This window comes from Streptomyces sp. NPDC002680 (genome assembly GCF_042889145.1).
Taxonomy (GTDB): domain Bacteria; phylum Actinomycetota; class Actinomycetes; order Streptomycetales; family Streptomycetaceae; genus Streptomyces; species Streptomyces adonidis.
Genome location: NZ_JBIAQP010000001.1, coordinates 653343 through 680005, shown reverse-complemented (window position 1 = coordinate 680005; position 26663 = coordinate 653343). Strand labels below are relative to the sequence as shown.

The 26663-nt window shown below is 70.8% G+C and carries 21 protein-coding genes; 14 read left to right on the top strand and 7 right to left on the bottom strand.

Features of this window, described 5'->3' with window-relative positions; translation table 11 throughout:
- Positions 1–83 precede the first annotated feature (83 nt).
- The 8 genes from ACFYXF_RS02965 (at position 84) to ACFYXF_RS02930 (ending at position 8738) form a co-directional block, all read left to right on the top strand.
- Complete coding sequence (locus ACFYXF_RS02965) at positions 84–1637, top strand: FAD-dependent monooxygenase (RefSeq protein ID WP_389347492.1); 1554 nt, start codon at positions 84–86, stop codon at positions 1635–1637.
- The gene (locus ACFYXF_RS02960) at positions 1634–2128 is read left to right on the top strand and encodes an acyl-CoA thioesterase (protein WP_389347490.1); all 495 of its coding nucleotides are present in this window, start codon (positions 1634–1636) and stop codon (positions 2126–2128) included. Before ACFYXF_RS02965 ends, ACFYXF_RS02960 begins: the two co-directional genes overlap by 4 nt.
- An 8-nt stretch (positions 2129–2136) precedes the next feature.
- Positions 2137–2985 (top strand): VOC family protein, encoded by an 849-nt coding sequence (locus tag ACFYXF_RS02955; RefSeq protein WP_389347488.1) that lies wholly within the window; start codon positions 2137–2139, stop codon positions 2983–2985.
- Entirely contained in the window at positions 2982–4265 is a 1284-nt protein-coding gene (locus tag ACFYXF_RS02950; protein ID WP_389347486.1) for a hypothetical protein, read from the top strand. The genes ACFYXF_RS02955 and ACFYXF_RS02950 overlap by 4 nt, the downstream gene beginning before the upstream one ends.
- Complete coding sequence (locus tag ACFYXF_RS02945) at positions 4262–5968, top strand: AMP-binding protein (protein ID WP_389347484.1); 1707 nt, start codon at positions 4262–4264, stop codon at positions 5966–5968. Before ACFYXF_RS02950 ends, ACFYXF_RS02945 begins: the two co-directional genes overlap by 4 nt.
- A gap of 55 nt (positions 5969–6023) precedes the next feature.
- Positions 6024–6434: a heme-binding protein gene (locus tag ACFYXF_RS02940; RefSeq protein ID WP_389347482.1), complete on the top strand. Its 411-nt coding sequence runs from the start codon at positions 6024–6026 to the stop codon at positions 6432–6434.
- Positions 6435–6543: 109 nt separating this feature from the next.
- Positions 6544–7797, top strand: a complete 1254-nt coding sequence (locus ACFYXF_RS02935) for a CaiB/BaiF CoA transferase family protein (RefSeq protein WP_389347480.1) — start codon at positions 6544–6546, stop codon at positions 7795–7797.
- Between the two features lie 23 nt (positions 7798–7820).
- Positions 7821–8738 (top strand): hydroxymethylglutaryl-CoA lyase, encoded by a 918-nt coding sequence (locus tag ACFYXF_RS02930; RefSeq protein ID WP_389347478.1) that lies wholly within the window; start codon positions 7821–7823, stop codon positions 8736–8738.
- A gap of 56 nt (positions 8739–8794) precedes the next feature.
- Here the strand turns inward: ACFYXF_RS02930 and ACFYXF_RS02925 are convergent, their stop codons facing one another.
- Together ACFYXF_RS02925 and ACFYXF_RS02920 are read right to left on the bottom strand one after the other, a co-directional pair.
- Positions 8795–10219 (bottom strand): FAD-binding oxidoreductase, encoded by a 1425-nt coding sequence (locus ACFYXF_RS02925; RefSeq protein WP_389347476.1) that lies wholly within the window; start codon positions 10217–10219, stop codon positions 8795–8797.
- A gap of 28 nt (positions 10220–10247) precedes the next feature.
- A complete protein-coding gene (locus ACFYXF_RS02920) occupies positions 10248–11474 on the bottom strand; it encodes an acyl-CoA dehydrogenase family protein (protein ID WP_389347474.1) in 1227 nt (408 codons plus the stop codon).
- Between the two features lie 135 nt (positions 11475–11609).
- On the opposite strand from ACFYXF_RS02920, the gene ACFYXF_RS02915 reads away from it, so the two are divergent.
- The gene (locus ACFYXF_RS02915) at positions 11610–12896 is read left to right on the top strand and encodes a cytochrome P450 (RefSeq protein WP_389347472.1); all 1287 of its coding nucleotides are present in this window, start codon (positions 11610–11612) and stop codon (positions 12894–12896) included.
- Between the two features lie 45 nt (positions 12897–12941).
- Complete coding sequence (locus ACFYXF_RS02910) at positions 12942–13970, top strand: aldo/keto reductase (RefSeq protein ID WP_389347470.1); 1029 nt, start codon at positions 12942–12944, stop codon at positions 13968–13970.
- 105 nt (positions 13971–14075) lie between these two features.
- Here ACFYXF_RS02910 and ACFYXF_RS02905 read toward each other — a convergent pair whose 3' ends face one another.
- The 3 genes from ACFYXF_RS02905 to ACFYXF_RS02895 all read right to left on the bottom strand — a co-directional run bounded on the left by ACFYXF_RS02905 (position 14076) and on the right by ACFYXF_RS02895 (position 17156).
- Positions 14076–15686, bottom strand: a complete 1611-nt coding sequence (locus tag ACFYXF_RS02905) for a peptide-N4-asparagine amidase (protein ID WP_389347468.1) — start codon at positions 15684–15686, stop codon at positions 14076–14078.
- Between the two features lie 278 nt (positions 15687–15964).
- Complete coding sequence (locus ACFYXF_RS02900) at positions 15965–16732, bottom strand: dienelactone hydrolase family protein (RefSeq protein ID WP_389347466.1); 768 nt, start codon at positions 16730–16732, stop codon at positions 15965–15967.
- A gap of 73 nt (positions 16733–16805) precedes the next feature.
- Entirely contained in the window at positions 16806–17156 is a 351-nt protein-coding gene (locus ACFYXF_RS02895; RefSeq protein ID WP_389347464.1) for a DoxX family protein, read from the bottom strand.
- 211 nt (positions 17157–17367) lie between these two features.
- Here ACFYXF_RS02895 and ACFYXF_RS02890 point away from each other — a divergent pair, with 211 nt between their 5' ends.
- The 3 genes from ACFYXF_RS02890 to ACFYXF_RS02880 all read left to right on the top strand — a co-directional run bounded on the left by ACFYXF_RS02890 (position 17368) and on the right by ACFYXF_RS02880 (position 24412).
- Positions 17368–20616 carry an FtsX-like permease family protein gene (locus ACFYXF_RS02890; RefSeq protein WP_389347462.1) on the top strand — a complete coding sequence of 1083 codons (3249 nt, stop codon included), beginning with the start codon at positions 17368–17370 and terminating at the stop codon, positions 20614–20616.
- Complete coding sequence (locus ACFYXF_RS02885) at positions 20613–23372, top strand: ABC transporter permease (protein ID WP_389347460.1); 2760 nt, start codon at positions 20613–20615, stop codon at positions 23370–23372. Before ACFYXF_RS02890 ends, ACFYXF_RS02885 begins: the two co-directional genes overlap by 4 nt.
- Positions 23373–23446: 74 nt before the next feature.
- Positions 23447–24412 (top strand): ABC transporter ATP-binding protein, encoded by a 966-nt coding sequence (locus tag ACFYXF_RS02880; RefSeq protein WP_389347458.1) that lies wholly within the window; start codon positions 23447–23449, stop codon positions 24410–24412.
- Here the strand turns inward: ACFYXF_RS02880 and ACFYXF_RS02875 are convergent.
- Both ACFYXF_RS02875 and ACFYXF_RS02870 read right to left on the bottom strand, forming a co-directional pair.
- Positions 24399–25091, bottom strand: a complete 693-nt coding sequence (locus tag ACFYXF_RS02875) for an ABC transporter ATP-binding protein (protein WP_389347456.1) — start codon at positions 25089–25091, stop codon at positions 24399–24401. The two genes, ACFYXF_RS02880 and ACFYXF_RS02875, sit on opposite strands and share 14 nt — an antisense overlap.
- Before the next feature lie 95 nt (positions 25092–25186).
- A complete protein-coding gene (locus tag ACFYXF_RS02870) occupies positions 25187–25735 on the bottom strand; it encodes a TetR/AcrR family transcriptional regulator (RefSeq protein WP_389347454.1) in 549 nt (182 codons plus the stop codon).
- A gap of 89 nt (positions 25736–25824) precedes the next feature.
- Between ACFYXF_RS02870 and ACFYXF_RS02865 the strand changes: the two genes are divergently transcribed.
- A complete protein-coding gene (locus ACFYXF_RS02865; protein ID WP_389347452.1) occupies positions 25825–26520 on the top strand; it encodes an alpha/beta fold hydrolase in 696 nt (231 codons plus the stop codon).
- The last annotated feature ends 143 nt before the right edge of the window (positions 26521–26663 follow it).

The window sequence follows — 26663 nt, the reverse complement described above, 5'->3', positions numbered from 1 at the left end:
GGCCGGCGGTTTCCTGTCCAAGCGAATTTGACGTTGATGAAAAAAGATTGACTAAGAAGTAGAAGTCGGGGTATTTGTAGAGCATGACAGTTCGACGTGTTCACGTACTCGGGGGCGGACCCGCAGGGCTCTTCGTGGCCCGGCTACTGGCCCTTCGGCGCCCCGACTGGCTCGTGTCACTGCATGAGCGCAACCCTCCCGAGGAGACGTTCGGTTTCGGGGTCGGCCTCACCGGGGGTCTCCTCAAAGCGCTGCGACAGGCCGATCCGGACCTGTACCGGGAGATCACCGAAGCGGCGTACACGTTCTCGTCGAGCGGTTTCCGGCTGCCGCAGGGGGATGCGAGCCTCGGCCGGTTCCACAGCGGTGCGATCAGTCGCGCGCGGTTGCTGCGGATCCTGCTGGAGGGGGCGACCGGCGCGGGTGTACGGGTGGAGAGCCACTCGTGCGACGTCACCGACGTGCTCGACGACGCCGACCTGGTGATCGCAGCCGACGGGGCCGCCAGCGCCACCCGGAACCGCTACCAGGAGGAGTTCGGAGCCGAAGTCGGCCCGGGCCGGGGCCGGTTCATCTGGTGCGGAGCCGAAGCGACGCTCGACGGCGGGGTGTTCATCCCGGTGAAGACCCAGGACGGGCTGTTCGTCGCCCACGCCTACCCGTACGGCGAGAAACGGTCCACGTTCGTGATCGAGGCGTCCGCCGAGACCGTGAGCCGGGCCGGGTTCGGCGACCGGCGGTTCTCCAGCGAGGGCGAGTCGGACGACGCGGCGCTGGAGTACCTGTCCAGGGCGTTCTCCGAACAGCTGGGCGGTGGATCCTTCTCGGGCAACCGGTCGCGATGGGGCTGGTTCAACACCGTACGGTGCACCCGCTGGCGTCATGGCAAGGTCGTGCTGCTCGGTGACGCCGCAGCGACCGCACACCCATCGCTGGGCTCCGGGACGAAGATCGCGATGGAGAGCGCCATAGCGCTGGCCGACGCGTTGACGTCCCTGGAGGACGAACCGGTCGCCGCCGCCCTGGAGCGTTTCGAGCAGGTCCGGCATCCCCAGGTCGAACGGCTGCAGGAACGCGCCACGCGGAGCCAGTTGTGGTGGGAGTCGTTCGAAGCGCGCCAGTACCTCAGCCCCGCCCGGATGGCCATGGCCTACCTCAGCAGGGCGGGAGCCGTGTCGCTGGACGACGTACTGGTCTCCGACCGGGAACTCGCGGCCCAGGCCCTGGCGGAGTTCGCCGGTGTCGGGCCGGACGAGGTGCCCGAATCAGGGCTCACGGACTGGGTGCTGGAGCGGCCCGTCAGTACGCCGCATCACCAGTATCCGCGCCGGCTCCACGACAACCCCGGCCGGACCACCGTGACCGTCCAGGTGGACGGCGGCGACGCCTGGGGGCCTGACGGCACCGAACTGATCGAACAGGCGCAGGAGTTCCTGCGCCAGGGAGCCGCCGTCATCCGGCTGACCGGCGAGGACTCCCAGGGTGCCCTGCTCGACCGCCTGGCCGTCGGGGAACGGATCAGGGCCGAACTCCCCGTCCTCGTCGACGTCGCGGCCGGCCCCCGGTATCTGCGTCACGCCGTCGACGGGGTGGTCGCCGGGCGTACGGACCTCGTCCACGTCACGGAGGGATCATGAGCACGGATCCATGGGAGAGCGGCTCCGGGCCGCTCCTGCGCCGCAGATTCCGGGTCGCGATGGGGGATACGGACGCGGCCCAGGTGATCTACTTCGCCGCGCCCACCAGATGGGCCGAGAGCATGTCGAGCGAGTGGCTGGCGGATGTGGGGTTCGCGACGTCGTGGATGCTGGCCAACGGCTTCGGTCTGCCGGCCGTGCATGCCGAGCTCTCCTATCGCAGCCCTCTCCGGCTGGACGACGAGCTGGACGCCACCCTGTGGCTGGACAAGCTGTCGAAGCGCTCGCTGACGTTCCGAAGCGACTTCGCACTCGTGGGCGCCCCGGAGCCGGCGGTGCAGATGCGTCTCACCCAGGTGTACGCGCGGACCTCGGGGGAGACGCTGGAGTCCATTCCCCTGCCCGACGAACTGGTCGCACATCTGCGGGGGGTCGGCGAGGGGTCGTTGCCCACTCCACCTATTGACACTCGCGTAGAAAAATCGCCATGATGGAAAACATGGAATCGGTGAAGGGAACTGCTGTGCTTCTCCAGAAGGCCTCCACCGGCAAGGGTGAGGCCAACAAGGTCGGAACTCTTGGGGCGAACCACACCGCCTTCCCGTGCTGGGACCCGGTCGAGACGGTCCGGTTCTACGGGGAGCTCCTGGGATTCCCGCTCGTCCACGCCGTTCCGGCCGTCGGCTGGGGCAAGGACGACAACCCCGACATGGTCCACTTCTTCTTCGACATCGGTAACGGGGACACCCTCGCGTTCTTCTACTACTTCGGCTGGCCGCGACCGGAACCCGTCCACCAGGTGCTGCGGCAGTCCAACCACATCGCCGTCGAGGTGCCCGACGAGGCGAGCCTGATGGCGTACCGCGACAAGCTCAAGGCCGCCGGCTACAAGGTCATGACGGTGGAGCACGAGACCATCGAGTCGATCTACGTGGACGACCCGAACGGGATCTTCTTCGAGTTCACCCGGCCGCTCAGGGAACTGACCCGGCTCGACGCCGACGACGCGCGGCGGACGATGGCCGGGCTTGCCACGGCGATCGAGTCGGGCGGCACGTCCGTCCAGGACGTCTGGCGGGCGAAGGCAGAGGCCAACTCCCCGGTCGGCGGCCCCGCGATCCACGTGGTCGACCAGCCGGAGTGGAGCGGCGCGGTGGAGTACGCCCGCCGGTCCGGAATCCCGGTTGTCCAGCGCGACGGCTATGTCGTCATCCACGGCGACAGCCCGTTCGAGATCGACCGCAAGGAGTCCGGGCTGCACCTGGCCGTGTGGTTCACCCTGCCGGCCGGCGGCCTGGAAGGCCGGATCACCAGGTTCGACCGTGACGTACTGAGGGTGGAGGCATGACCGAGGCCACGACGACCGGCACAGCGCCCGCCCGGGTCCCCTCGGGCCGCGGCAGGGCGACCCTGGCGACCGACTGGCATCCGGCGCCCCTGCCCGACAAGACCGCCATCAGCCTGCACACCCTGATCTCGTACGACGGCGAGGTGTCCCGGGGCACCCTGTACGAGCCCGCCGCGGCGAGCCGGACGGTGTTCTGCCTCATGCACCCGCGCCAGGATCTGCAGCGACACCCGCTCATCCCCGGTCTGCTCGCGGCGGGACACTCCGTCTGGGCCCAGGCCGGCCGCGAAGTGGGCAACGACCTGCGGCTGATCCACGAGACCGCGCTGCTGGACGTCGCCGCCGGCATGGAGTTCCTGCGCGAGCGCGGCTTCGAGCACATCGTGCTGATCGGCCACTCCGGGGGCGCCGGCCTCTACTCCTTCTATGCCGAGCAGGCACTGACGGCGCCCTCGGACCGCATCACGAGGACTCCGGGCGGGGCGCCGGTCAAGCTGGGGGAGGCGCCGATGCCGGCGCCGGACGGGCTCGTTCTCGTCGCCCCGCACCCCGGCCAGGGACGGCTGCTCCTCTCCATGATCGACGCCTCGGTCACGCACGAGGACGACCCGTTCTCGGTGGACGCCGACCTCGACCCGTACAACCCGGCGAACGGCTTCGGCGAGGCGCCCGACGGATCGCACTACTCCGCCGAATTCCTCGACCGCTACGGAGCGGCCCAGTGGGCCCGCGTCGCGCGGATCGACGAGCGGGCGCGTGAACTCGTCGCCGACCAGCTCGCGGCCCGCAAGAGGTTCAAGGGCGGCTCGGGCGACGCGGCGGACCGGCGACGCAGTGTCCTCACGCCGATCATCACCACCTACCGGACGGACGCCGACCCCCGCTGCACCGACCTCCGCCTGGACCCGTCCGACCGGCCCTACGGTTCGGTGATCAGCGCACGGCCGTCGGTGTCGAACTACGGCGTCACCGGCTTCGGACGGCTGACCACCCCGGAGGCATGGCTGTCGACCTGGTCCGGCGTCTCGTCGAACGCGTCGCTGGTCAGATCCCTGGGCGGGGTGACGATCCCCACCCTGGTCATCGAGTACACCGGCGACTGCTCGGTGTTCCCCGGCGATGTCCAGGACGCGCTGGCGGCCCTGAAGGCGGACGATGCCACACATCTGCGCATCCGGGCCGACCACTTCGGCAGACCACTCGCCGAGGGCGACGAGTCCGGGACCGCGGCGGCAGTACGCGAGCTGGTTCCCTGGACAGAGGAGCGAATGAGCCGATGAACACCACCTCCGAGTCAGCGTCGACTTCGGAAACGAACAGCCCCGACGTCGTCGTCTTCCCCGAAGAGGCGGTACGCCGCTACCGCGCGGCCGGCGTGTGGTCCGACCGCACGCTGGCGCAGGAGTTCCGCGCGATGGCGGACACGCACCCCGACCGTCTCGCGGTGCTCACGCCCGACGCCCGCCTCACCTATGCCGAACTGGACCGGCGCACCGACCTGATCGCCCTCGGGTTGCGGGACCTCGGACTGCGGCCCGGCGACCGGGTGCTGTTGCAGGTGACCAACCATGTCTGGACCGTGCTGGCGTGGTACGGGCTGCTCAAGGCGGGGCTGGTGCCCATCGCCACCCTGGCCCAGCACCGCCGGCACGAGATCCTCGAGATCGCCCGCCAGTCCGAACCGGCGGCGCACCTCATCGAGCCCGGCTTCCACAGCCACGACCTGGCCGCCCTCGCGGCGGAAGTGGCCAAGGAGCAGCCGACGCTGCGCCGACTGCTCACCGTCGGAACGGCATCGCCGCCCGCGGGCGCCATCGCCCTGGAGACACTGGAGTCGTCGGGTCGCTCCGAGGATCCCGCAGTCGCCCGCGCCGCCGTGGAGGAGATCCAGGAGGCCATCCCCGGCGATTCGCTGGGCGTGCTCCAGCTCTCCGGCGGCACCACGAACATCCCCAAACTGATCCCCCGGCTGCACACCGAGTACTGGTACAACGCGCGCACCTACGCCGAGGCCATCGACCTCGACTCCACCGGCACGGTCGCCCATCTCCTTCCCATGGTGCACAACGCGGGCATCGTCTGCGGACTGCACGCCGCGCACTCCGTGGGCGGCTGCTTCGCACTCGCCGCCCCGGAAGCCACCCAGGTGAAGGCGATCGCCCCGCACCTCACGCACACGATGCTGTCTCCGGCGCTGGCGGCCATGGTGAGGCAGGACCCCGAGCTGTTCGACGCGCTGGACGGACTACGCGTGCTCGTGTGGGTGAACGGCCCCCTGTCGGCCGACATCGTGGCAGCGTTCGAGACACCGTCGCGCACGATCATCCAGATGTTCGGCATGGGCGAGGGACTGTGCATGGTCACGCCCACCGCGGCGCCCGCCGAGATCAGGCACCGCACAGTGGGAACTCCGGTCACCCCGTTCGACGAGGCCCGCGTGTACGCACCGGGGACCGAGGAGCTCGTACCGCTGGGAACCCCGGGCGAGCTGTGCGCCCGTGGCCCGTACACCATCCGGGGCTACTTCCGCGCGCCGGAGCGCAACGCCGAAGCCTTCACCGCCGACGGCTTCTACCGCACCGGCGACATCGTCGTCGAGGTCCCGCACGACGGCCGCAGTTTCTATCGGCTCGAGGACCGCATCAAGGACCTGATCAACCGGGGCGGCGAGAAGGTCAACGCCGCGGAGATCGAGCACCTGCTCGTCCGGCACCCCGCCGTGGAGCGCGCGGCCCTGGTCGCCATGCCCGACGAACGGCTCGGGGAACGCGCCTGTGCCTTCATCGTTCCCAAGCTCGGTGCCCAGGCCCCCGACCTCGGCGAGGTCCAGCAGTACCTCGACGGGATCGGTGTCGCCAAGTTCAAGTGGCCCGAGCGCATCGAACTGGTCGAGGAGTTTCCCTTGACCAACATCTCCAAGGTCGACAAGCGCGTCCTCAGAGGCAGGATCACGGACATCCTCGCTGCCGAACGCCCTCAGTGACTCCTCAACTCCCAGTCGTACTCGATGTCTTGGCCCACCTCGGGAAGGTATCAACATGTCCGAAATCGTGACCTCCGAACAGCTCGGCGAGCGGGGCGCACTGAAGATGCTGAAGTTCGCGGTCGAGAAGGCCCGCGAACTCGGCACCCCGGTCGGCGTCGGCATCGTGGACGCCGGTGGTCATCTGCGGGCCTGGGCCCTGATGGACGGCGCCCCGAAACTGGCGTACGACGTCGTGCTGAAGAAGGCGAGGACGGCGGCGTACATCGGTCGGCCGACCGGTGACGTTCCGCCCGAGCCGGCCGCAGCCCTGAGCCAGGCCGCCGCCGACTTCGTCAACCTGCCCGGCGGGCTGCCGGTGATCAAGGACGGCCAGGTGCTCGGTGCCATAGCCGTCGGCGGCGGTGATCCCAAGACCGAGGTCGTCGTGGCGGAGGCGGGCATCTCCGCGCTCGACCTGACCTGACGGCCCCAAGTCGCCCGCAGGGCAGCGGCCCTGACGACTTCTCAGCTGCCCTGCGGGTCATCTTCCCTCCGCCTCCCATGCCGGGGCGGAACACGATCGAAGGAGCGTCATGCCGGTGCGTGCGGAAGCCGAAGTCGCCGCCGAGGCTTCACAGAGCGAGATGACCGGCGGTGCGCTGACCGGCGTACGGGTGCTGGAGATCGGCTCCATCGTCGCGGGCCCCTTCGCCGGCAGACTGCTCGCGGACCACGGGGCCGACGTCATCAAGATCGAGGCACCCGGCCGTCCGGACCCCCTGCGGGACTGGGGCCAGCACGCCTACCGAGGGCACCGCCTGTGGTGGACGATCCATGCCCGCAACAAGAGGTGCGTCACCCTCGACCTGCGCTCGGAACGCGGACAGGACCTGTTCCTCGACCTCGTACGCCAGGCGGATGTCGTGATCGAGAACTTCCGTCCGGGCACGCTGGAGCGCTGGAACCTCGGGTACGACCGGCTGTGCGCGGCCAACCGCGGCGTCGTGCTTGCCCGGGTGTCGGGTTTCGGACAGACAGGCCCCTACCGCCACCGTCCGGGATACGCCTCGGTGGCGGAGGCCATGGGCGGGTTGCGGGCGATCAACGGGTTCCCCGGCCAGGCCCCGCCCCGGATGGCGGTGTCCCTCGGGGACTCGCTCGCCGGGATGTTCGCCGTGCAGGGCGTGCTCGCCGCCCTGCTCCACCGGCAGCGGACGGGCCAGGGGCAGGTGGTCGACGTGGCCCTGACCGAGTCGTCGCTCGCCCTGCTGGAGTCGGTGATCCCGGAGTACGACCGGCTCGGCAAGATCCGCCGGCCCTCGGGGACCCGGCTCGACGGCATCGCCCCCTCGAACCTCTTCCGTACCAAGGACGAGAAGTGGCTGATCGTGGCGGCCAACCAGGACACGGTCTTCGGGCGGCTGTGCGCGGTGATGGAACGCCCCGAACTGGCCGTCGACCCGCGCTTCGCCACCCATGTGGCCCGCGGGGAGCACCAGGAACTGATCGAGTCGATCGTCGCGGACTGGGTGTCCGAGCGAACGGCCGCCGAGACGCTGTCCCGGCTGGAGGAGGCGGACGTCGTCGCCGGCCCGGTGTACACGGCCGCGGACATCGTCGCCGACCCCCAGTTCCAGGCCCGGGACATGCTCGTACCCCATCACGACGAACGCCTCGGTGAGGACGTCCTCGGCCCCGGCGTCGTACCGCGGCTGTCCGGGACACCCGGCGCGGTGCGCTGGGCGGGCCCGCCGGAACCCGGGTGGCACAACGAAGAGGTCTACGGCCAACTCCTCGCCCTGGGACCGGACGAGATCGCCGAACTGCGGCGCGAGGGTGTCGTATGAACCGCCGGAACGAAGGAACCCCCGTGACGACCACGCTGCCGCTGCCGACCGCCGTCAACCTACGGGAAGTAGGCCCGCGCGACGGTCTGCAGATCGAGCGCCCGATCCCCACCGCCGAGAAACTCCGACTGCTGGAACTGCTCGTACGCAGCGGCCTCAAGCGCATCGAGGCCACCGCCTTCGTCTCCCCGCGTGCCGTTCCCGCGATGGCGGACGCCCGCGAGGTCGCGGCGGCGCTGCACCAGTGGCCGGACGTCCAGTGGTCCGCGCTGGTCGCGAGCGAGGGCGGAGCCCACCGGGCCCTGGAGGCGGGGATCCGCAACATCGAGTACGTCGTGTCCGCCGCGGACGGTCACAGCCACGCCAACGTCAAGCGCCCGACGGCCGAGTCGCTCGCCGGGGTCGGCCGGATCGCCGACCTGGTGCACGACGCGGGCGGCACCTGCGAAGTGATCGTCGCCACCGCCTGGGACTGCCCCTTCGACGGCCCGACAGCGGACGACCGCGTCCTGCACATCGCGCGGGAGGCGGTGTCCCAAGGAGCCGACGTCCTGTGTCTGGGCGACACCATCGGGACCGCCACACCCCTCCGGGTCGTCCAACTGATCGGCGCCGTACGGGAGATCGCCCCGGGTACCCCCGTGGGCCTGCACATGCACAACACGCGCGGCGCCGGACTCGCGTGCGTCCTGGCGGCCCTGCAGATCGGCGTTATCGACATCGACGCGTCCATCGGCGGACTGGGCGGCTGCCCGTTCGCGCCGGGGGCCAGCGGCAACGTGCCCACCGAGGAACTCGTCTATCTCTGCGAGGAGATGGGCGTGGCAACCGGGTGCGACCTGAACGCCCTCGTCAAGGCTGCGGGCTTTGCCCAGCGAGCCGTCGGCCGGGAGCTGCCGAGCGGTGTGCTCAAGGCGGGCGGCAGGCCGACCGGCAGATGAGGAGGGCGGCTCCTCACTCGGGAGCCGCCCTCCTCATCTCGCCGGATCCCCTCCGATCACCCTGAGCCGAGTGGCTCGATGTTCTTGTTGAAGCGCAGCAGGTTCTGCGGATCCCAGTCGGTCTTCGCCCGCACCAGCCGCGCGTACTTCTCGGGGCTGCCCCACACACCGCGGCGCCACTCGGCTCCCATGTCGGTGGAGAGGTTGATGTAGCAGTTGTCCCGGACGTGCGGCTTGAGTTCCGCGTGCACGCCGTCGACCCAGCTCTGGAACGCCTTGTCGTGCTCAGGCAGGTCCCACTGGGTGACGGTCTCCCAGAACCAGCCGGCGCCCTCCCGGGAGAAGGCCATGGCGTCCTCGTCGTGGTCCTCGCTGATGGCGCCGCCCATGGCCCAGATGTTCTGCACGGTGCTCGGCAGCGGAGGGGTGGTCTGCGGCTCGTGGTTCGCGGCGTGGCGCACCATGATGTCGATGACGTCGTCGCCGAGTTCGGACAGGTACACGCCCTTCATGTACATACGGCGGCCGAACGGGGCGATGGCGTCCAGCATCCGGTTCGCCACGGACCAGGGCATCGGCTGGATCACCTTGCCGATGGACGGCCCCAGGGCCGCGAGCGCGTCCGTCACCGCTTCGGCCTTGTCCGGCGGGCCCGTGTAGACCACGACCAGCATCAGCACCTCCGCGCCGTGCTTGTCTGCCGGCACCGGCGGCAGCGGCGGGCACTGGGTCAGTGCGGCGATGACGGAGAGTTCCCGCGGCGCCGTCGGCATGTGCTCGCGCAGCGCGGCAAGCACCTCGGGTGCGTGCTCCAGGTCGAACGGGACGAAGCCGGCGGCCACTTCGCGCTGCATGGAGCGGCCCTGGAACTCGAATCCGGTCACCACGCCGAAGTTGCCGCCACCGCCCCGCAGCGCCCAGAACAGATCCGCGTTCTCCGTCTCGCTCGCCCGGACCAGCCGACCGTCGAGTGTCACCACGTCACAGGCCAGCAGGCTGTCCACGGTGGCCCCGTACCGGCGCATGTTGTATCCCACGCCACCGCCCAGGGTGAGCCCGGCGACGCCGGTCGTGCTCACCGTGCCGGCCGGCACGACCAGCCCGTACTGCTCCAACGCGACGTCCATGTCGCCGAGCAGCACCCCGGCACCCAGCCGCACGACGCCGGTGGCCCTGTCGACGTCGATGGCGTCGAGTGCGGTGACGTCGACGACGAGTGCGCCGTCCGGCATGGCGGTTCCGTCGCTGCCGTGCCCTCCGGCGCGTACGGCCAGCGGAGTGCCTGTCTCCGTGGCGAAGCGTGCGACGGCCAGTACGTCCTGCTCGTCGGCGGCTCGTGCGATCAGGGCCGGCGTCGCCTCGCTGTCGCGCATGTTGTAGATCGCTCGCGCCGCCGTGTAGCCGACGTCCGTGGGGCGGAAGAGTTCGCCCCGGAAATCGGTGGGGAAGTGCTTGAACACGCCCTGCTCGGTCTCGGGCATGACTTTCCTTTCGGGGGAGTGCTACGGCTCAGATGAACGGCACACCGGGTTCCAGCCCGCACAGGACACGGCCGTGCAGTTCCGCGTTGGTGCTGTGCAGGATGAAGGAGTGCACCGACAGGGCCTGTATGTCGCTGACGATGCGGGAGAGCGGATCCTTGCGGTGAATGGCGGAGGCGCCGGACGCCTGCTGGACGATCTCCACGACCTCCCGGCACAGCGAGGTGGTCCACGCGGCGTCGGCGCGGCACCGGACCCGCAGTACGGTGTCCGACGGGTCCTCGGCCACCAACGCGACGGTGGCCGCGGCCCGTTCGGAGTGGAACCGGGCCTGGTCGAGCTTCATGACCGCCGAGTCCATCTGGAAGTGCGTGATGGTGGCGTCCGCCTGGCGCGTGTACTGCGTGTAGGTGATGCCCCGCTTCTGGACACGGTCCTTCATGAGGTCCAGGGCGGCACTGGCCATACCGAGGGGCGTCCCCGTGGCACCCGTCGCGAAGAAGGGGATGAAGGGCATCCTGAAGTAAGGGTCGTCCGCGAGGGCCTTGGAGAGCGACAGCACCGTGGTGGGGTCGGAGAAGGGCAGCACCCGGTGCTCGGGCACGAAGACACCGTCTGCGGACAGGGAGGACGATCCGGTTCCGGAGAGCCCGGAGACGTCCCAGTCGTCGGCGCTTCGGCACTCACTGCGCGGGACGAGGAACTGCGCCGGCATGGGCGGCCGGCCGTCCCTCATGATCAGGGACGAGAGCAACGCCCAGTTGGCGTGGTGCTGCCCCGTACAGAAACGCCAGGTTCCGGTCAGACGGTAGCCACCGCTCACCGGCACCGCTTCACCCGTGGGGTTGAACGCGGCCAGTACCTTCGGAGTGCCTGTGGAATAGACATCGTCCTGGGCCTCGTCGGAGAAGCCGGCGACCATGTACACGGTTCCGATGTAGATGCTGGCGACCCAGGCCGTCGAGGCGCAGCCGCGCGCCAGTTGCTCGCCCACATCGATGAACGTGCTCAGGGAGATCTGCCGGCCGCCCCGGATCCTGGGCGCCATGAGCATCAGGAGCCCGGAGTCCTCCAGCGCTTCGATCGCCTCGTCGGTGGGGCGTCCGAGAGTACGAGCCTCCTCGGCCTTCGAGCCGAGGAGCGGTACGAGACGGGCCGCCGTCTCCACCGCCTGGGCCGCGATCACGTCCTGCTCGTCGTCCACGGCTGACGCTGAGCCCGTCCCACTGGCCACGCGCGTCGATCCAATCGCCATTGATTGCCTCCTCGTGGAATCCACCGGGATCCGCCCGCAGTCGCTCGGCGACGGTGGTGATCTGGAACATAGATTAGTTTGACTCATGCGTCCATAGTTCGTCACTCAAGTCATTTACCGGGCGGGAGTCGTTGTGTGCTCAATTTTTCGCTGCTAGCATCAAATAATCGACGTGAAAGTAGAATTGCGTTGTCCGATCTTGCTGAAGGGTGCCTGACAGTGCCGTCACCATCCCCGCGGGGCCATGATCTGCAAGAGTCCGCTCTGACCGATTTCAGTACCTACGGAACAACGCCGGCCGAGGCCCATGAACGGCTCGCGGCGGCTCGGGGGAAGTGTCCGGTCGCCCACAGCGAGGAGCTCGGCGCTTTCGACGTCCTGCTTCGGCATGCCGACGTCAGGAGCGCCGCCAAGGACTGGAAGACGTTCTCGTCGAGGCCCTCGGCGGTACGTCCGATCGCGGCCAGGGCTCGTCTTGCGATCGACTGGGATCCGCCGGAGCACACCGCGTGGCGCGAGATGGTCGACCTCGGCGTGGACGATTCGACTCCTGAGCGCATCGAGGCCCTGGTGCGCGCCGACACCGTCGACCTGATCGATTCGTTCGCTGCCAAAGGGGAGTGCGACCTGGTCGCGGAGTACTGCGAGCAGGTGCCGCTTCTGGCGATCTGTCACATCCTGGGCTTCGACTCCGAACACAAGGAGGAAATCCGTCGCCTGTCCGGCGACGTGCTCGCGAGCCTGAAGGAGCCGGAGCGGCTCAGGAAGGCACTGGGCGACTTCTCGAAGATCGCTACGGCGCCGGTGCTGGCACGTCGGGGCAAGGCGGGAGACGACTTTCTGACCCTGCTCGCGAACGCCGAGATGAACGGTCGCCCGCTCGAACCGCAGGAGATCACGGACACCATGATCAGCCTGCTCCTCGCAGGGCACGAGACCACCGTCTCCGGCCTGAGCAGCCTCCTCTACGAGGTGCTGCGGAACCCGGAAGTACGCGACAGGCTCGTCGCGGATCCCGACCTCGTCCCGGCCGCGGTGGAGGAGGCGCTGCGTCTGCACCCGCCTGTCTTCGGGTTCTATCGTCGCATCACGTCGGACGTGAACATCCAGGGTGTGGATCTTGCCGAGAACTCGACGGCCTACCTGTGCTGGGCCGCGGCGAACCGCGACCCGGAGAAGTTCACCGACCCCGACGAGTTCCGGCTCGACCGTGGGATGTCACGTCACCTGACGTTCGGATTCGGCATACATGCCTGCCCCGGCCAGGCGGTCGCCCGGATGGAGATGACCATCGCCGCGACCGAACTCCTGAAGCGGCTCCCGGACATCCGGCTGAGCACGGATGACATTCGGCACGAGTTCCGCGGTTCGGAAACCGAGTCCATTTCGGCGCTGCCCGCGGTATTCACGCCGACCTCGTAGACCTCGTAGTCGGTCCGTTCAACAGCCCGTGCAAGAGGGAGATCCATGCAGTACCGCACGCTGGGACGGACCGGTATCAAGGTCAGCCCCTACTGCCTGGGCGCCATGATGTTCGGCGCCATAGGCAACCCCGACCACGACGACTCCGTACGCATCATCCACAAGGCGCTGGACGCGGGCATCAACTTCGTCGACACCGCCGACTTCTACTCGCGCGGCGAGTCGGAGGAGATCGTCGGAAAGGCTCTCAGGGGCCGTCGCGACAACGTCGTCCTGGCCACCAAGGCGCACCTCCCCATGGGGGACGACCCCAACCAGCAGGGCAACTCGCGGCGCTGGCTGGTCCGTGCGCTGGAGGACTCCCTGCGCCGGCTGGGGACCGACCACGTCGACCTGTTCCAGATCCACCGGCCCGCGCCGGACACCGACATCGAGGAGACCCTCTCGGCCCTCACCGACCTCGTCCGCGCCGGCAAGGTCCGTGCCATCGGCTCCTCGACCTTCCCGGCCTCGGACATCGTCGAGGCACTCTGGACCGCCGAACGGCACGGCCTGCAGCGGTTCCGGACCGAGCAGCCGTCGTACTCGATCCTCGACCGCAGCATCGAACGCGAAGTGCTGCCGGTCTGCGAGCGCTACGGGATGGGCACGCTGGTCTGGAGTCCGCTGGCCGGGGGGCTGCTCACCGGCCGCTACCGCAAGGGGCAGCAGGCCACCACCCATCGCGGCGGCTTCGGCTTCAAGCACATGAGCGACGATCGCCGGCTCGACGCCGTCGAGCAGCTCGTCCCCGTCGCCGCCAAGGCCGGGATGTCGCTGACGCACCTGGCCATGGCCTTCACGATCGCCCACCCCGGTGTCACCTCGGCGATCATCGGACCGCGGACCATGGATCACCTCGACGACCTGCTCGCGGGCGCAGAGACCACCCTGACCGACGAGACACTCGACCAGATCGACGCCATCGTGCCTCCCGGCACCGAGATCGGGACGCTCGACCTGGCCTACAACCCACCCGCCATCCAGCAGCCCGCGCTGCGCCGCCGCCGGCCCGACGAGCGCTCCGCCGCCTGACCCGTCCGGCCTTGCTGCCACCGACGTTCGCAAGCCGGGAGTTGATCGACCGCCCCTTTTGTCGCGGAAATCAATCCGGGACGACCGATTCCGTACCGCCCAGGATCAGCAGCGTCGTACGTCCTTCGTCAGGACGCCCTGTTCCGTGGCGAGCGTGTGGTCGTAGCACGCGCCCCTTCCTCGGAGCCGGTACCGCTCGCTCGTTGTCGCCACCGCGTGCCGGTCCTCACGGGCCACGCCCAGCGTGAACGTCGCGTCACCGGCGTACTTGTCGTCGCGCAGGACCCCGTCCGTGCGGGCGTGGTCGTCGATGGACATGATCACGCGGAGCCGGTTGTCCGTGTCGATCGTCGCGCGACCGTCGAGGGTGTACGTGCGGTCGGTACGGGAGGCGTGCCCGTTCACGATGACTTGCTGGGCGTCGGTCCAGCGGCCCGTTTGGTTGTCGGTGTTCTCGTCCGGGGTCCAGTGGTGGGTGATCGCCGTGGTCAGTGACCGGTCGACCGTCGTGGTGACCCTGCCGTGGGAGGTGTCGAGGTAGCCCGAGACCTTCAGGCTGTGCGCGCCCGCCGTCACCAGACTGCGCAGCGAACCGTCCTCGTACGTGTTCGTCACCTTCGGCGCCGACGTCCTGTACGAGGTCATCGCCCCCGTCACCACCGACTTGTGGGCGTCCTGCCAGACCAGGATGTTCGTCGGCGCGCTCCACCCGGTCTGTCCGCTCGGCACCCCGAGCACCGACACGTCGACCGTGTGCGCCTTGCCGTCGTTCAACTCGCCGGCGAAGGGCGTCAGGTCGAACTCCAGCGGCCGTACGTCGAAAGCGGTCGGCGACGGGAGCACCGACCACAGGTACGGGGACCAGCCGCCCGTCCACACGTTCGGGTAGGGCGAGGCGATCCCGGCCACCTTTCCGTCGATGCTGACCTCGACCTCGCGGTACGGGCCGTCGTCCGCACCCTGGCAGGAGTACGACGCCGACGGGGTCACCGCCGAGTACCAGAACTCCTCGCAGCCGCCGCCCGATCCGGTCGCGTACACCTCGGCGAGGATCCGCTCGGAGTTGCGGGGCGTGGTCAGCGAGGCGCCGCTGGTCACACTGTTCGCGTCGCTGAGCGGGATGACCTGGTCGGGGGCCGACACGGTGCCGTCCGGCCCGGGGGCGTAGAAGGTGAGCGTGACCTTGACGTCGAGGACACCGGTGTAGGTGTCGTTGACAACGTTGCCGATGAGCATGTCGACGGACTGCTCGGCGCCGAGCGTCTTCTCGTACCGCGTGACGTCCTTCTCGACGGACCAGTCGATGCCGTCCTGCGACGGTTCCGGCGTCGACGTACGGAAGACCTGGACCCCGCCGATGTCGAGGTACCCGAGTCGGTCGTACTGCCGCCCGGCCACACTGCCGTCCATCCGCAGCACGACCTTCGACCAGCGGCCCGGCGTGCCGCAGCCGGTCGGCGGGGTGTAGGTCCCTGTGTAAGGGGTGAAGTCCTTGAACTTCGCCTCGGCGACCGTGACCGAACAGGACCTGGTGTGCGGAGTGGCGATGGCCGGTGCGGCGGTGAGCGGGTCGTGATAGTCGGTACCGAACTCGGCCGGCACCGTCACGGCCCCGGCGGGCGAGGTGGCGCTCAACGCCAGGCCGAGCGAGGCGACCGCGCAGGCGAGCCCGAGAGCCGTCCGGCGAAGTCGTCCGAGGGTCGTCAGATGTTCCATGCAGCGCAGTGAACCCACCCGTCCGGGGTCGTCACCAGGCATGCCGGGGAGGATTGAAGAGGTCTTGACCAATCGGCGGGTGTGCACAGACCGGGCAGCAACATGCCCGGCTCGTTCATGGGGTTCTCGCCGCCGGTACGGTGCATTACAAGAGGACGTACGACGCGACCGACCGTGGTGCCGCGGTGATGGACATTTACGGTTCGACGTCCGCGAACAGCGACACCATGTTCTGGGCTTGTTGCCCGGTCGACAACGTCGGCATCACGTGATCCTGCTCATCCTGGGGCCCCCTCGGCACCGAGGTGATCACGCAGATGGGCGATGGTCCGGGTCCACGTAGCGCCGGCCGGGTCGGCGGAGTCGCCGAGGGCGGCCGACCCGAGGAAGCCGTGGCCTAGCCCGGGCAGGACCGTGTGCTCGAAGTGCGCGTTGGCGGCCGTGGCCCGCTCGGCGTAGCGTTCGACGCTCGCCAGGCCCACGGTGTCGTCCTGGTCGCCCCAGAACGCGAGCACCGGCCCGCGCAGTGAGTCGACGAGATCGATCGGCCGCGGTGGCGGTGACACCAGCCATGCCGGCGGCTCGGGGAAGCCGTAGTAGGCAACCGTCACGAGATCGTCCTGTGTCGACGCCAGGTCGAGTGCGAACGTGCCGCCCATGCAGAACCCGATCGTGCCCACCGCCGTGCCCGCGCAGCGTGCGCCGAGCCAGCCGACCGCGGCACGCAGGTCCTCGACGCTCTGCCGCTCGTCGAGCTCGGCGCGGCGCGCGATCGCGGCCTCGGTGCCCGCCTCCGGCAGCGGTCCCTGACGAAAGTAGACGTCGGGCAGCAGCGCCTGGAAGCCCGCGGCGGCGACCAGGGCGGCGAGGTGCTCGTAGAACGGACTGCGGCCGAGCATGTCGGCGATGATCAGTACGGCGGGCGCGCCCGGAACCGTGACAACGTGCTGCGCGGGCATCGCCTCGCCGGTGGGCAGACTGATCTCCACCTCGCGGCGTACGGCGTCAGGCGTCGACTCGCCCGGTGGGATGTCGGTGTGGCACATGGCGGTATGTCTCCCGTGGGTCGTGACGATGTGCTCTTGCCCGGCCTCCGGCGGCAGGCAGGAGGCGGTGTTCTCATGCCATCAGTGATGCCATGGTCGTCGTGAGTGTCAGCAGGCCGAGTACTGCCGGGACCGAGGTGTTCTGCGCGGAGTCGTCCGCTCGGACGTGGTAGGCGACCGCGCCCACCATGAGGAGGGTCAGTCCCACGGCCGCGGCGATCTGCAGGGGCCGCCACCACAGGCCGATCACCAGCCCGGCAACCGCGGCGATCTCGAGCAGCGCGACCGTCAGGTGCAGGCGGTGGGAGATGCGCAGCAGTCGCCCGCTCTCTTCGACGGCCGGCACGCCCACCAGCTTTGCCACTCCGCTTCCGAGGAAGGTCAGCGCGAGTATGACCGAGAGCACTCCGGCAAATGTGGACATCGAACTACTTCCTCACGAGTGCGCCACAGGGTGGGCGGGGGAGTCGAGCCACCATGTTACGTCTGTGTTGTAAATTCGACAATAACGTCTACGTCCCCGTCGGACAGTTCAAACCTCGTCGACATCCGATCGCAAGTTGACCAAAGTCGGTCCTACAATTCCCCCTTGCACCTGCACGCTGGAATCGGGGGGTTCGGTGGGGGAACGAGGCGTGCCCGTGGGCGTGTTGCGGTTCATCGCGCTGCGGGCGTGGGTGTACCGCGCGCTTGTCGGTGCCGCCCTGCTGACCGTGCTGCTGACCACGACCGTGCTGGCCGCGCTCACCGCCTACTCGGGCGCGGTAGGCGATGCGGCGCTGCGGCGGTCGCTCGCCGAGCAGCGCACCGCCGCCGAGGCCGCATTGGTGGTCAAGGGCGGCGTGTCGGCGGACGAGCGGCAGGCCGCCGACGACGCCGTGCGGGCGGGGGCCCGCACCACCTTCGCCGGGCTGCCCGTACGGGTGCGTACCCTGCTGCGTTCCGGCCCCTATGCCCTCCCGCCCGCGCTGCGGCCGGCCGACGAGCGCGACGGGAACCCCGACCTCACCCACTTCGCGGCCCTGGACCGCACCCAGGTGCGGACCGTCGCCGGGCGGCTCCCCCGGGAGGCGGTGACCGCCGGCTCCATCGAGGCCGCACTGCCGCAGAGCGCCGCCCAGCGGCTCGGCGTGGCACCCGGCGCCCGGCTGACCGTCACCGACCGGCTGGGCGGCCCGGCGGTGCGCGTCCTGATCACCGGCGTGTACCGGCCGGCGGACGTCCGGGCACCCTACTGGCAGTTGGACGACCTGGACGGCCGCGGAGTCGAGGCGTCGAGCTTCACGACGTACGGTCCCCTGCTCACCGCTGCGGGCGTGCCGACGTCGGGGCGGGTGAGCGTCGGTACGTCGGGCTGGCTGGCGTCGGCCGACTACTCCTCGCTGACGACGGGGCGGATCCACGCGCTGCGCGAGGCTGTCCGCTCGGGGAGCGCGAAGCTGCGCGCCCAGCCCGCGCTCGGCGGTGCGACCGTGGCGGCCACCGCGTTGCCGGAGGTACTGGACCGCATCGAACGCTCCCTGCTCGTGACCCGTACCGGCATGCTGATCGTCGCCGGCCAGCTCGGACTGCTCGCGGCCTGCGCCCTGTTGCTCGTCGCACGGTTGCTCAGCTCCGAGCGCGTGGCCGAGGCCCGGTTGCTCCGGGCGCGCGGTGCGACCCGGGCACGGCTCGCGGGCCTGGCCGCGCTGGAGGCCCTGCTGATCTCCGTGCCGGCGGTGGTGGTGGCGCCGCTGCTGTCGGGGCCGTTGACGCGGCTGCTGGTCGGGCAGGGTGCGCTGGGCCGGACCGGGGTACGCGTCGACGTGCCGTTCGGGGGCCGGCCCGAGGTGTGGTCGGTCGCCGCGGGCGTGGCCGCGCTGTGTGCGCTGGCGGTGGCTGTCCCCGCGTGGCGGGCGTCCTTCACGGGTGCCGTCACGGTGCGTGCCGGGGCGCTGGCCGCACCGCTGCGCGCCGGGGCGGACGTCGGGCTGCTGGCCGTGGCCGGTGTCGCCTTCTGGCTGCTCCGAAGCCAGGGCTCCGGAGCTGTCACCACCGACCGTGAGGGCGTCCTCGGCGTCGACCCGCTGCTGGTGGCGGCACCGGCTGTGGTGCTGCTCGCCGGAACGGTTCTGGTGCTGCGGCTGCTGCCCCTGCTGGCGCGGGTCGGCGAGCGGCTTCTGGCCCGTGGGCACGGGCTGACCGCGGCCATGGTCGGCTGGCAGTTCAGCCGCCGGCCGATGCGGGGGGCGGGTCCGGTGCTGCTCCTGGTCGTCTCCGTGGCGCTGGGCGTGATCGCGATCGGGCAGGGCGCGTCCTGGCACCGTTCCCAGGCAGACCAGGCCGACTTCCGCGCGGGTGCCGAGGTGCGCGTCCTGACCTCCGGGGGCGGCGGTGCGGGCCGAACGGACGTCTACGCGGGCCTTCCGCACGTCGACGCGGTCGCCCCCGCGGTCCGTGGCACCGTGTCGCTCTCCGGCAGCCGCACCGCGACCGTCGTGGCCCTGAACACGGCGGAGGCGGCCGGGGCGGTACTGGCGCGGCGCGACCTGACGGACGGTCCGCTGCTCGCCGGGCTCGCGCCGCGCGGAGCGCCCGCGGGCATCGGGATACCGGAGGGCACGGCCCGGCTCACGCTGACCGCCGCCCTGCACAGCACCACGCCGGGGCCGGGCGCGGACGTCACGCTCACGGTGCGGGACCGCCACGGAACCTCCTACGACATACGGTCCGGCCGCCTCGCCGCCGACGGCCGCCCGCACCCGCTGACCCCGGATCTGAACGGCGCCCAGGGCCCGTTGGCGCTGACCGGGCTCACCCTGAGCATGTCGCAGCCGGCCGGCCGTGCCCATCGGCACCGTCTGGTCCTCGGCACGCTCACGGCGACAGCGGGCGACGGTGACATCCGGCAGTTGACCCTGCCGACGAGGTGGGCGACCGCGGCCGAGTCCGACTCGGCCGCCTTCGCCCCCGACGACGACGCCCGTCCGACCCGCCCCCGGATCACGTCGACGGCACCCGTCACCATGACGTACAGCACCGGCTACCTGCCGCCGGACGTCCCGCCGGCCGCCACGCCGCTGGAGGTCCGGCTGAAGGTCCCCCAGCCCAGGGCGCCCGAGATCGCCGCCATCGCCACCCACCGGTTCCTCACCGCGTCCGGGGCGCGCGAAGGCCAGCGCGTGGACGTGACGTTCGACGGCCGTTCCGTGCCCGTACGCATCGTCCGCACCGCGAGCGCCCTGCCCACGACGGAAACCACCGCGCAGGACGGCGGGGCCCTGCTGGTCGATCTCCGGGCCGTCGACCGGGTGTTGCAGGCCCGCTACGGAACCGGCCTCACGCCCACCGAGTGGTGGTTGCGCACGGCCGCGCCCGGTGCCGCGGCAGCCGCCGTGCGGGCCCTGCCCGACGTGGATCCGGAGCAGGTGGTGGTGCGCGACGAGATAGCGGCCCAGCTGCGCGACGACCCGTTCGGGGCGGCCCCGGAAGCGGCGCTGGTCGCGGCGGCCGGGGTCACGGTGCTCTTCGCGTCGCTCGGCTTCGCGGTGAGCGCGGCGGGGGCGATGCGGGCGCGGGACGCCGAGTTCGCCGTACTGCGTGCCCTGGGCGTATCGCGCCGTCGGCTGGCCCGGCTGGTCGCCGTGGAGCACGGCGTACTGGTGGCCCTGGCGCTGCTGATCGGCACGGCCCTGGGCGCGGTGCTGACGTACGCCCTGGTTCCCCTGGTCGTCCTGACCGGGCAGGCCACCCGGCCGCTCCCACCGGTGCTGGTCGAACTCCCGCTCCCGCGCCTGGCCGCCCTGCTGGCGGCCCTGGCGGCGGGCCCCGCCCTCGTGACCGTGGCCCTGGCACTCCGGCGGGCGAAACCCGTGACGACTCTCAGGGACGAGGTGACGCAGTGACCACGCGGAGCGGCGGGACAAGGGCGGTGCCGCCGCACGTACGGGCCGGGGTGCGGACCCGGCTGAGGGCCTTCGCCGGTACGTCCGTGGCCCTCGCGCTGCTGGTGGCCGTGACCGCCGCGCTGGCTGCCGCGTACCCGCGTGCCGTCGACCGGTACGGGGACGCGGGGCTGCGCCGGGCGGTCGAGCAGGCCATGCCCGACCGGACGACCGTGCAGGTGGACGCCCCGCCACCCTGGACGGACACGGTCGAGGAGGCGGAGGCCGCCCTGCGCACCGGTCCGCTGGCCGCAGCGCGGAAGGAGGTTCTCGCCACCACGAGGGCGCCGCTGGTTCCCGACCCCACGCAGTCGTCGTACGGCGTACGCACGACCGTCGGCCTGGCAGCGTCCGACCCCTGGCTTCCCCAGCCCGCCGGGATACCCGCCCAACTGTTGCTCGCCGCTCAGCAGGACCTGGCCTCCCACGCCCGGCTCAGCGCGGGCCGGCTGCCACGCACCACGGGCGAACCGGTGACCGCGACGACCGAGGAGGTCGAGGCCGCCGTCACCGTGGACACCGCACGCACGCTCCACATCCGGGTGGGCTCGGTGATCCACCTGCCAAGCCCCGTCCGCGCCCCGCTCGCCGTCCGGGTCACCGGGATCGTCGTCCCGCGCGCTCCTGCGGGCGCCTACTGGTCGACGCTGCCGGTGCTGCGCACCCCCGCGCTGAGCCGCCTGCCCGGCAGCGCGCTGACGGAGGTCTACTGGACCGGCGGCCTGCTCCTCGCCCCCGATGCCGGCCCGGTCCTGCTGGGCACCCCCGGCGTCCCACACCGGTACTGGCAGGTGGCCCCGGACGTCGCCGGCCTGCGCGGCCACGATCTCGACCGGCTGGCGTCCGCCGTCGCCGCCTTCGAGTCGGGCCCGGGCGTGCAGCGACTGCGGGCGGTCGTCGACCCGCGCCTGGAGGCACAGACGAATCTCGACGAGGTCCTCACCGACCATGCCGGCCTGCGGTCGGGGATCGACCCGCTGCTTCTCCTCGCCGCCGCCGGGACCGGCAGCCTCGCCGTGATCGTCCTGGCCATGGCCGGCGGTGCGGCAGCCGATCGCCGACGCGCGGAGCTGGCCCTGCTGCGTGCTCGCGGCGCCTCACTGCCCGGCCTCGCCCTTCGGCTGCTGGCGGAGACGGCGGTGGTGGCCGTGCCGGCCGGCGCCCTCGGACTGACCGCCGCCCTGCTCCTCCTGCCCGGTGCCCGCAGCGCGTCCGCCGTCACCGCCGCCCTCGCCGTCACCCTGCTCGCCTCCGTCGCGCTCCCACTGCGCGCAGTGGGAGCGCACCGCACGGTACGGATGCACGACGGTCGGGAGGACCTCGCCTCCGCCCGGCCGTCGCGGCGCCGCACGGTGGCCGAACTGACCGTGCTGGTCATCGCGTCGGGGGCGGTCGCCGCACTGCGCCGACAGGGATCCGGCAGCACCGGTCTGGTGGCAGTCGCCCCGCTGCTGACAGGCGTGGTCGCGGCTCTGCTGCTGGCACGCCTCCACCCCCTGCCTCTGCGTGCGCTGAGCAGGGCGACCACTCGCATGCGCGGCCCGGTGATTCCGCTGTCGCTGGCCCATGTGGCCCGCGCCCCCGGCTTCGCCGTGCTGCCGCTGCTCGCCCTGCTCACCGCCCTGACCACGGCCGCGTTCGGTGGCTCGGTCCTTGCCGGGGTCGCAGCGGCCCGCGACCGGGCCGCACTCCTCGCCGTCGGCGCCGACGGCCGTATCGAGAACCCCACGGGCGAACTCCCTCAAGCCCTGCCGGACCGCGTCCGCCGGCTGCCCGGCGTACGGGAACTGACGGAAACGAGCGTCATCAACGAGGCGAAGCCGCAACAGAGCAGTCAGCCGGTGCCGCTGGCCGGAGTCGATCCCGACGCCTACGCGCGCCTGTCGCACCGCACGGGACTGGGGGCGTTCGACGCGGCGGACCTCCGGCAGAGGGCCGCCGGTACGACGGCCGACGCCGACCGGCCCCTGCCCGCGCTGGCCTCACCGCGCGTGGCCGAGGAGTACGGCACCGGCCCCTACCCCGTCCTGCTCCCGGACGGCACCTCCGTCACCGTCCGGATCGTCCTGGTCCGGGAGCGCACTTCTGCCGTGATCGGTGACGACTTCCTGATCGTGGACCGCGCCGGCCTACCCCGTGACGTGGCGCGTACGACGACCCTGCTGCTGACCGGTGACGCCCTGAACGGCCGGGCCCTGCGCTCGGCGGCGGACGGCACGGCGACATCCGTCCGGCTGCGCAGCGAAGAACGCGCGCGGCACGTCGACTCACCGCTGCAGTCCGGCGCGGAACGCCTCTACGGTGTCGCGGTCGCCGCGGGCGCCGGATACGCGGCCCTCGCCCTCCTGCTGACCGTGCTGCGCACCGCGCCCGAACACAGCGCCCTGCTCGCCCGGTTGCGCACCATGGGCATGAGCCGGTCCCAGGGCCGCCGACTGCTGATCCTCACGGCCCTCCCACAGGCGCTCCTGGCCGCGGCGGGTGGTCTGCTGACCGGCTGGGCCGGCATTCACCTGCTGTCGCCCGGCGTCGATCTGACGACCCTCGCCCTGGCCTCCCCGTCCGCCCTCGAAGGGGCCGCGCTGCGCACCGATCCGCTCTCGCTGGCGGTTCCGGCGCTCACCGTGCTGCTGCTGGCCGTCGGTGTGCCCGCAGGCCAGGCCTGGTGGACCAACCGCCGTGGCTCGGTACGCGAACTGAGGATGGGTGACGACTAGACAGTGAGCAGAACCTCGAGACCGAGCTCCCTCCCGTACCGGCCCGTGTCCCCCTGTCCGTCCAGGAGCAGCCGATGACCAGCAGCCCGACCTTCCACGAACTCACCGACCGCGCCCTCGCCGCGCGCGACGCCGCCGTCTACGGTCACGACGCCCTGATCACCTGCGACCGGCTGGTACGGATCTTCTCCGCCGACGGCGTGGAGGTCCAGGCACTGCAAGGCCTCGATCTCCTCGTGCGCAAGGGGGAACTCATGGCCCTGGTCGGTGCCTCCGGCAGCGGCAAGTCCACCCTCATGAACATCCTGGCCGGACTGGACAGACCCACCGCCGGAGCTGCCCGCGTCGCCGGCCACGACCTGGTCACGATGTCCGCCAAGGAACGCCTCGCCTACCGTCGCAGGACCGTCGGCTTCGTCTGGCAGCAGACCTCCCGCAATCTCCTGCCCTATCTCACCGCCGCGCAGAACGTCGCCCTGCCTCTGCAGTTGGCCCGCGCGCGAGGCCGGCGCCGAACCAGGGCCGATCGCGCCATGGAACTCCTCGGCCTGCTGGACGTCGCCGAATGCCGCGACCGTCGCCCGCACGAGATGTCCGGCGGTCAGCAGCAGCGCGTCGCCCTCGCGGTCGCCCTCGCCAACGATCCCGCGGTCCTGCTCGCCGACGAGCCCACCGGCGAACTCGACTCCCACACCGCCGAACAGGTCTTCGCCGCGTTCCGCACCGCCAACGAGGAGCTGGGGACCACCATCGTGATCGTCACCCACGACCAGTCCGTCGCCGGTGAGGTCCGCCGTACGGTCGCCATCCGGGACGGCCGCACATCGACGGAGGTCCTGCGCCACAGCGAAGTCGACTCCGCCACCGGCCAGGAGAACCTGGTCGCCCGTGAATACGCCATGCTCGACCGGGCCGGCCGCCTTCAGCTCCCCGCCGAGTACACCCGGGCCCTGGGGATGCGCGACCGTGTCGCCCTGGAACTGGAACCCGACCACATCGCCGTCCGCCCGGACGACACGACCGGCCCTAGGACTCGGTGATCTCTCCGTCCTTCAGCTCCAGCACACGATCCGCGAGGTCGAGAAGTGTTCTGTCATGGGTGGCCACGAGAGCCGTGATCTGTTCGCTGCGGACCACCGCGCGCAGCAGTTCCATCACGGAGTGCCCGGTTTCCGCGTCCAACTGGCCGGTCGGCTCGTCGGCGATGAGAATCGAGGGGTTGTTGGCCAGGGCGCGGGCGATGGCGACGCGCTGGCGCTGCCCGCCCGACAACTCGCTCGGGCGCTGCGCGGCATGGTCCGCGAGCCCCACGAGCGACAGCAGCAGTTCGACGCGCTCCCGCCGCTCACGCGGGTCGGCCCTTCGCAACCGCAGCGGCACGCCCACGTTCTCGGCGGCCGTGAGGATGGGAATGAGCCCGAACGACTGGAAGACGAAGCCGATGCGCTCTCGGCGCAGTGCGAGGAGGGCGTCCTCACCCTGGTTCCGCAGCTGCAGCCCGTCGACGGTGACGTGTCCGCTGTCCGGCTCGTCCAGACCGCCGACGATGTTGAGCAGGGTGGTCTTGCCCGAGCCCGAGCGTCCCTTGAGAGCGACGAGTTCTCCCCGGGGGACCTCGAAGGAAACGCCACGCAGAGCATGGACGGCGCCGACGCCTCGACCGTACGACTTGTGCACATCCGCTACCCGCAGCATGGCTGCGGTCACCGCCTGGCCCATCGCGCCCCCGTATGCTCCGCCGATTCCGCGGCGCGCCAGTCTCTCACCCGGCACCACAACCGGCCAAGCCCGCCGAACAGCTCACGGACGCGTTCTCAGGCGCCGCCGATCGTGGTGAGGAAGTCGTGGAAGGCCTGGTGCGTGCGCGGGGCGTCGCCGGTTGCGTCCAGGTCCATGAGGAGGCCACGGATGACGGCGAGCACGACGGTGGCGAGCTCGGGGCGCCCGAGGCTGCGCATGCCGGCCTCGAGGGGCGCGAGCCAGTCGGTGGTCGCGGTCCGCCGGAAGCCGGGCCACAGGGGCTCGCCGGCGGTGTCGTGCAGCCGGTTGAACATTCGGAGGTAGGGCGCGCCCTCCGGCCCGGAGATCGCGGACCAGGCGCGGGCAAGGGTTGTCGGGTAGGGCTCGTCGGGTCGCAGGCGTATCAGGTCGGTGAAGGCCTGGAGCTGGCGCTGCCGGGCCTGTCCGAGGATCTCGCGGAGCAGTCCGTCACGGGTTCCGAAGTGGTAGATCAGCATCCGGCTGGAGGTGCCCGCGGCGGTGGCCAATGGCTCCAGCCGGTCGGGGAGCCCGTGTTCGAGCGAGTAGTCGGTGCACGCGGCGAGCAGCCGCTCCCTGATCTGCGGTTGCCGGTGCCTGCCCATCGAGCCATTTTTTCACGTAATAACCAGTACGTCTAATGTCGATCGAGAGGCAAGTGACAGAAGACGAAACAGAAGACGAAGGGGTCGTGATGAGGGTCGTTTTCGTGCACGGGGCATGCGTCAGGGACGGATCGTGGTGGTGGCATCGAACCGCTGAGCTGCTGGCCGAGCGGGGTGTCCTCAGCGAGGCGCCCGCCCTGCCGAGTTGCGGCGAGACGGGTGAGCCGGCGGGCGCGGGCGGACCCGGGCTGGCCGAGGACGTCGCCGCGGTCCGGGATGTACTGACCGCGAGCCACGAGCCCACCGTCGTGGTCGCCCACAGCTACGGCGGGATCGTCACCGCGGAGGCGGCTGCGGGTGTCGACGCCGTGCACCGCCTGCTGCTCGTGTCGAGCTACCTGCCCGAGGTCGGGCAGAGCCTCTCCTCGTTCGGCGGCGAGGGGCCCGCCCCGTTTCTCGGCATCGATCCCGAGGCCGGCACCTTCACCGTCCGGACCGACGCTCTGGCCGAGACGTTTCTCCAGGACTGTGACCCGCAGATCCAGCGAGAGGCCGCGGACAGGACGGCCCCGCAGAGCCTGGCGGTCCTCGAACAGCCGGTGAAGGCAGCGGCATGGCGACACGTCCCCTCGACGTACCTCGTCTGCGCCCAGGACAGAGGCACCCCCGCCCCACGGCAGCGCGAGTTCGCCGGCCGGGCGGGCAGTGTCGTGGAACTCGACGCGGGCCATCACCCGTTCCTCTCCCAGCCGGCCGCTGTACGCGACGTGATCCTCGGGCTGTGACCGCGAACGGCAGGGTGGTTCGGAGGGGGAACGCCCTGGAACCCTTTGCGACCTGCGCTGTACGGCGATTCTGATTCCCGGAGTTCCCTTGGCTGGCCAATACACTGGCGGGTGACATGACGTCCCCGGCGTGACCGTCGGGG

What these genes read in the sequence shown, in the direction of transcription:
- ACFYXF_RS02965 (WP_389347492.1), top strand. Translation starts at nt 84, where the DNA reads ATGACAGTTCGACGTGTTCACGTACTCGGGGGCGGACCCGCAGGGCTC.
- ACFYXF_RS02960 (WP_389347490.1), top strand. Translation starts at nt 1,634, where the DNA reads ATGAGCACGGATCCATGGGAGAGCGGCTCCGGGCCGCTCCTGCGCCGC.
- ACFYXF_RS02955 (WP_389347488.1), top strand. Translation starts at nt 2,137, where the DNA reads ATGGAATCGGTGAAGGGAACTGCTGTGCTTCTCCAGAAGGCCTCCACC.
- ACFYXF_RS02950 (WP_389347486.1), top strand. Translation starts at nt 2,982, where the DNA reads ATGACCGAGGCCACGACGACCGGCACAGCGCCCGCCCGGGTCCCCTCG.
- ACFYXF_RS02945 (WP_389347484.1), top strand. Translation starts at nt 4,262, where the DNA reads ATGAACACCACCTCCGAGTCAGCGTCGACTTCGGAAACGAACAGCCCC.
- ACFYXF_RS02940 (WP_389347482.1), top strand. Translation starts at nt 6,024, where the DNA reads ATGTCCGAAATCGTGACCTCCGAACAGCTCGGCGAGCGGGGCGCACTG.
- ACFYXF_RS02935 (WP_389347480.1), top strand. Translation starts at nt 6,544, where the DNA reads ATGCCGGTGCGTGCGGAAGCCGAAGTCGCCGCCGAGGCTTCACAGAGC.
- ACFYXF_RS02925 (WP_389347476.1), bottom strand. Translation starts at nt 10,219, where the DNA reads ATGCCCGAGACCGAGCAGGGCGTGTTCAAGCACTTCCCCACCGATTTC.
- ACFYXF_RS02920 (WP_389347474.1), bottom strand. Translation starts at nt 11,474, where the DNA reads ATGGCGATTGGATCGACGCGCGTGGCCAGTGGGACGGGCTCAGCGTCA.
- ACFYXF_RS02910 (WP_389347470.1), top strand. Translation starts at nt 12,942, where the DNA reads ATGCAGTACCGCACGCTGGGACGGACCGGTATCAAGGTCAGCCCCTAC.
- ACFYXF_RS02905 (WP_389347468.1), bottom strand. Translation starts at nt 15,686, where the DNA reads ATGGAACATCTGACGACCCTCGGACGACTTCGCCGGACGGCTCTCGGG.
- ACFYXF_RS02900 (WP_389347466.1), bottom strand. Translation starts at nt 16,732, where the DNA reads ATGTGCCACACCGACATCCCACCGGGCGAGTCGACGCCTGACGCCGTA.
- ACFYXF_RS02895 (WP_389347464.1), bottom strand. Translation starts at nt 17,156, where the DNA reads ATGTCCACATTTGCCGGAGTGCTCTCGGTCATACTCGCGCTGACCTTC.
- ACFYXF_RS02880 (WP_389347458.1), top strand. Translation starts at nt 23,447, where the DNA reads ATGACCAGCAGCCCGACCTTCCACGAACTCACCGACCGCGCCCTCGCC.
- ACFYXF_RS02875 (WP_389347456.1), bottom strand. Translation starts at nt 25,091, where the DNA reads ATGGGCCAGGCGGTGACCGCAGCCATGCTGCGGGTAGCGGATGTGCAC.
- ACFYXF_RS02870 (WP_389347454.1), bottom strand. Translation starts at nt 25,735, where the DNA reads ATGGGCAGGCACCGGCAACCGCAGATCAGGGAGCGGCTGCTCGCCGCG.
- ACFYXF_RS02865 (WP_389347452.1), top strand. Translation starts at nt 25,825, where the DNA reads ATGAGGGTCGTTTTCGTGCACGGGGCATGCGTCAGGGACGGATCGTGG.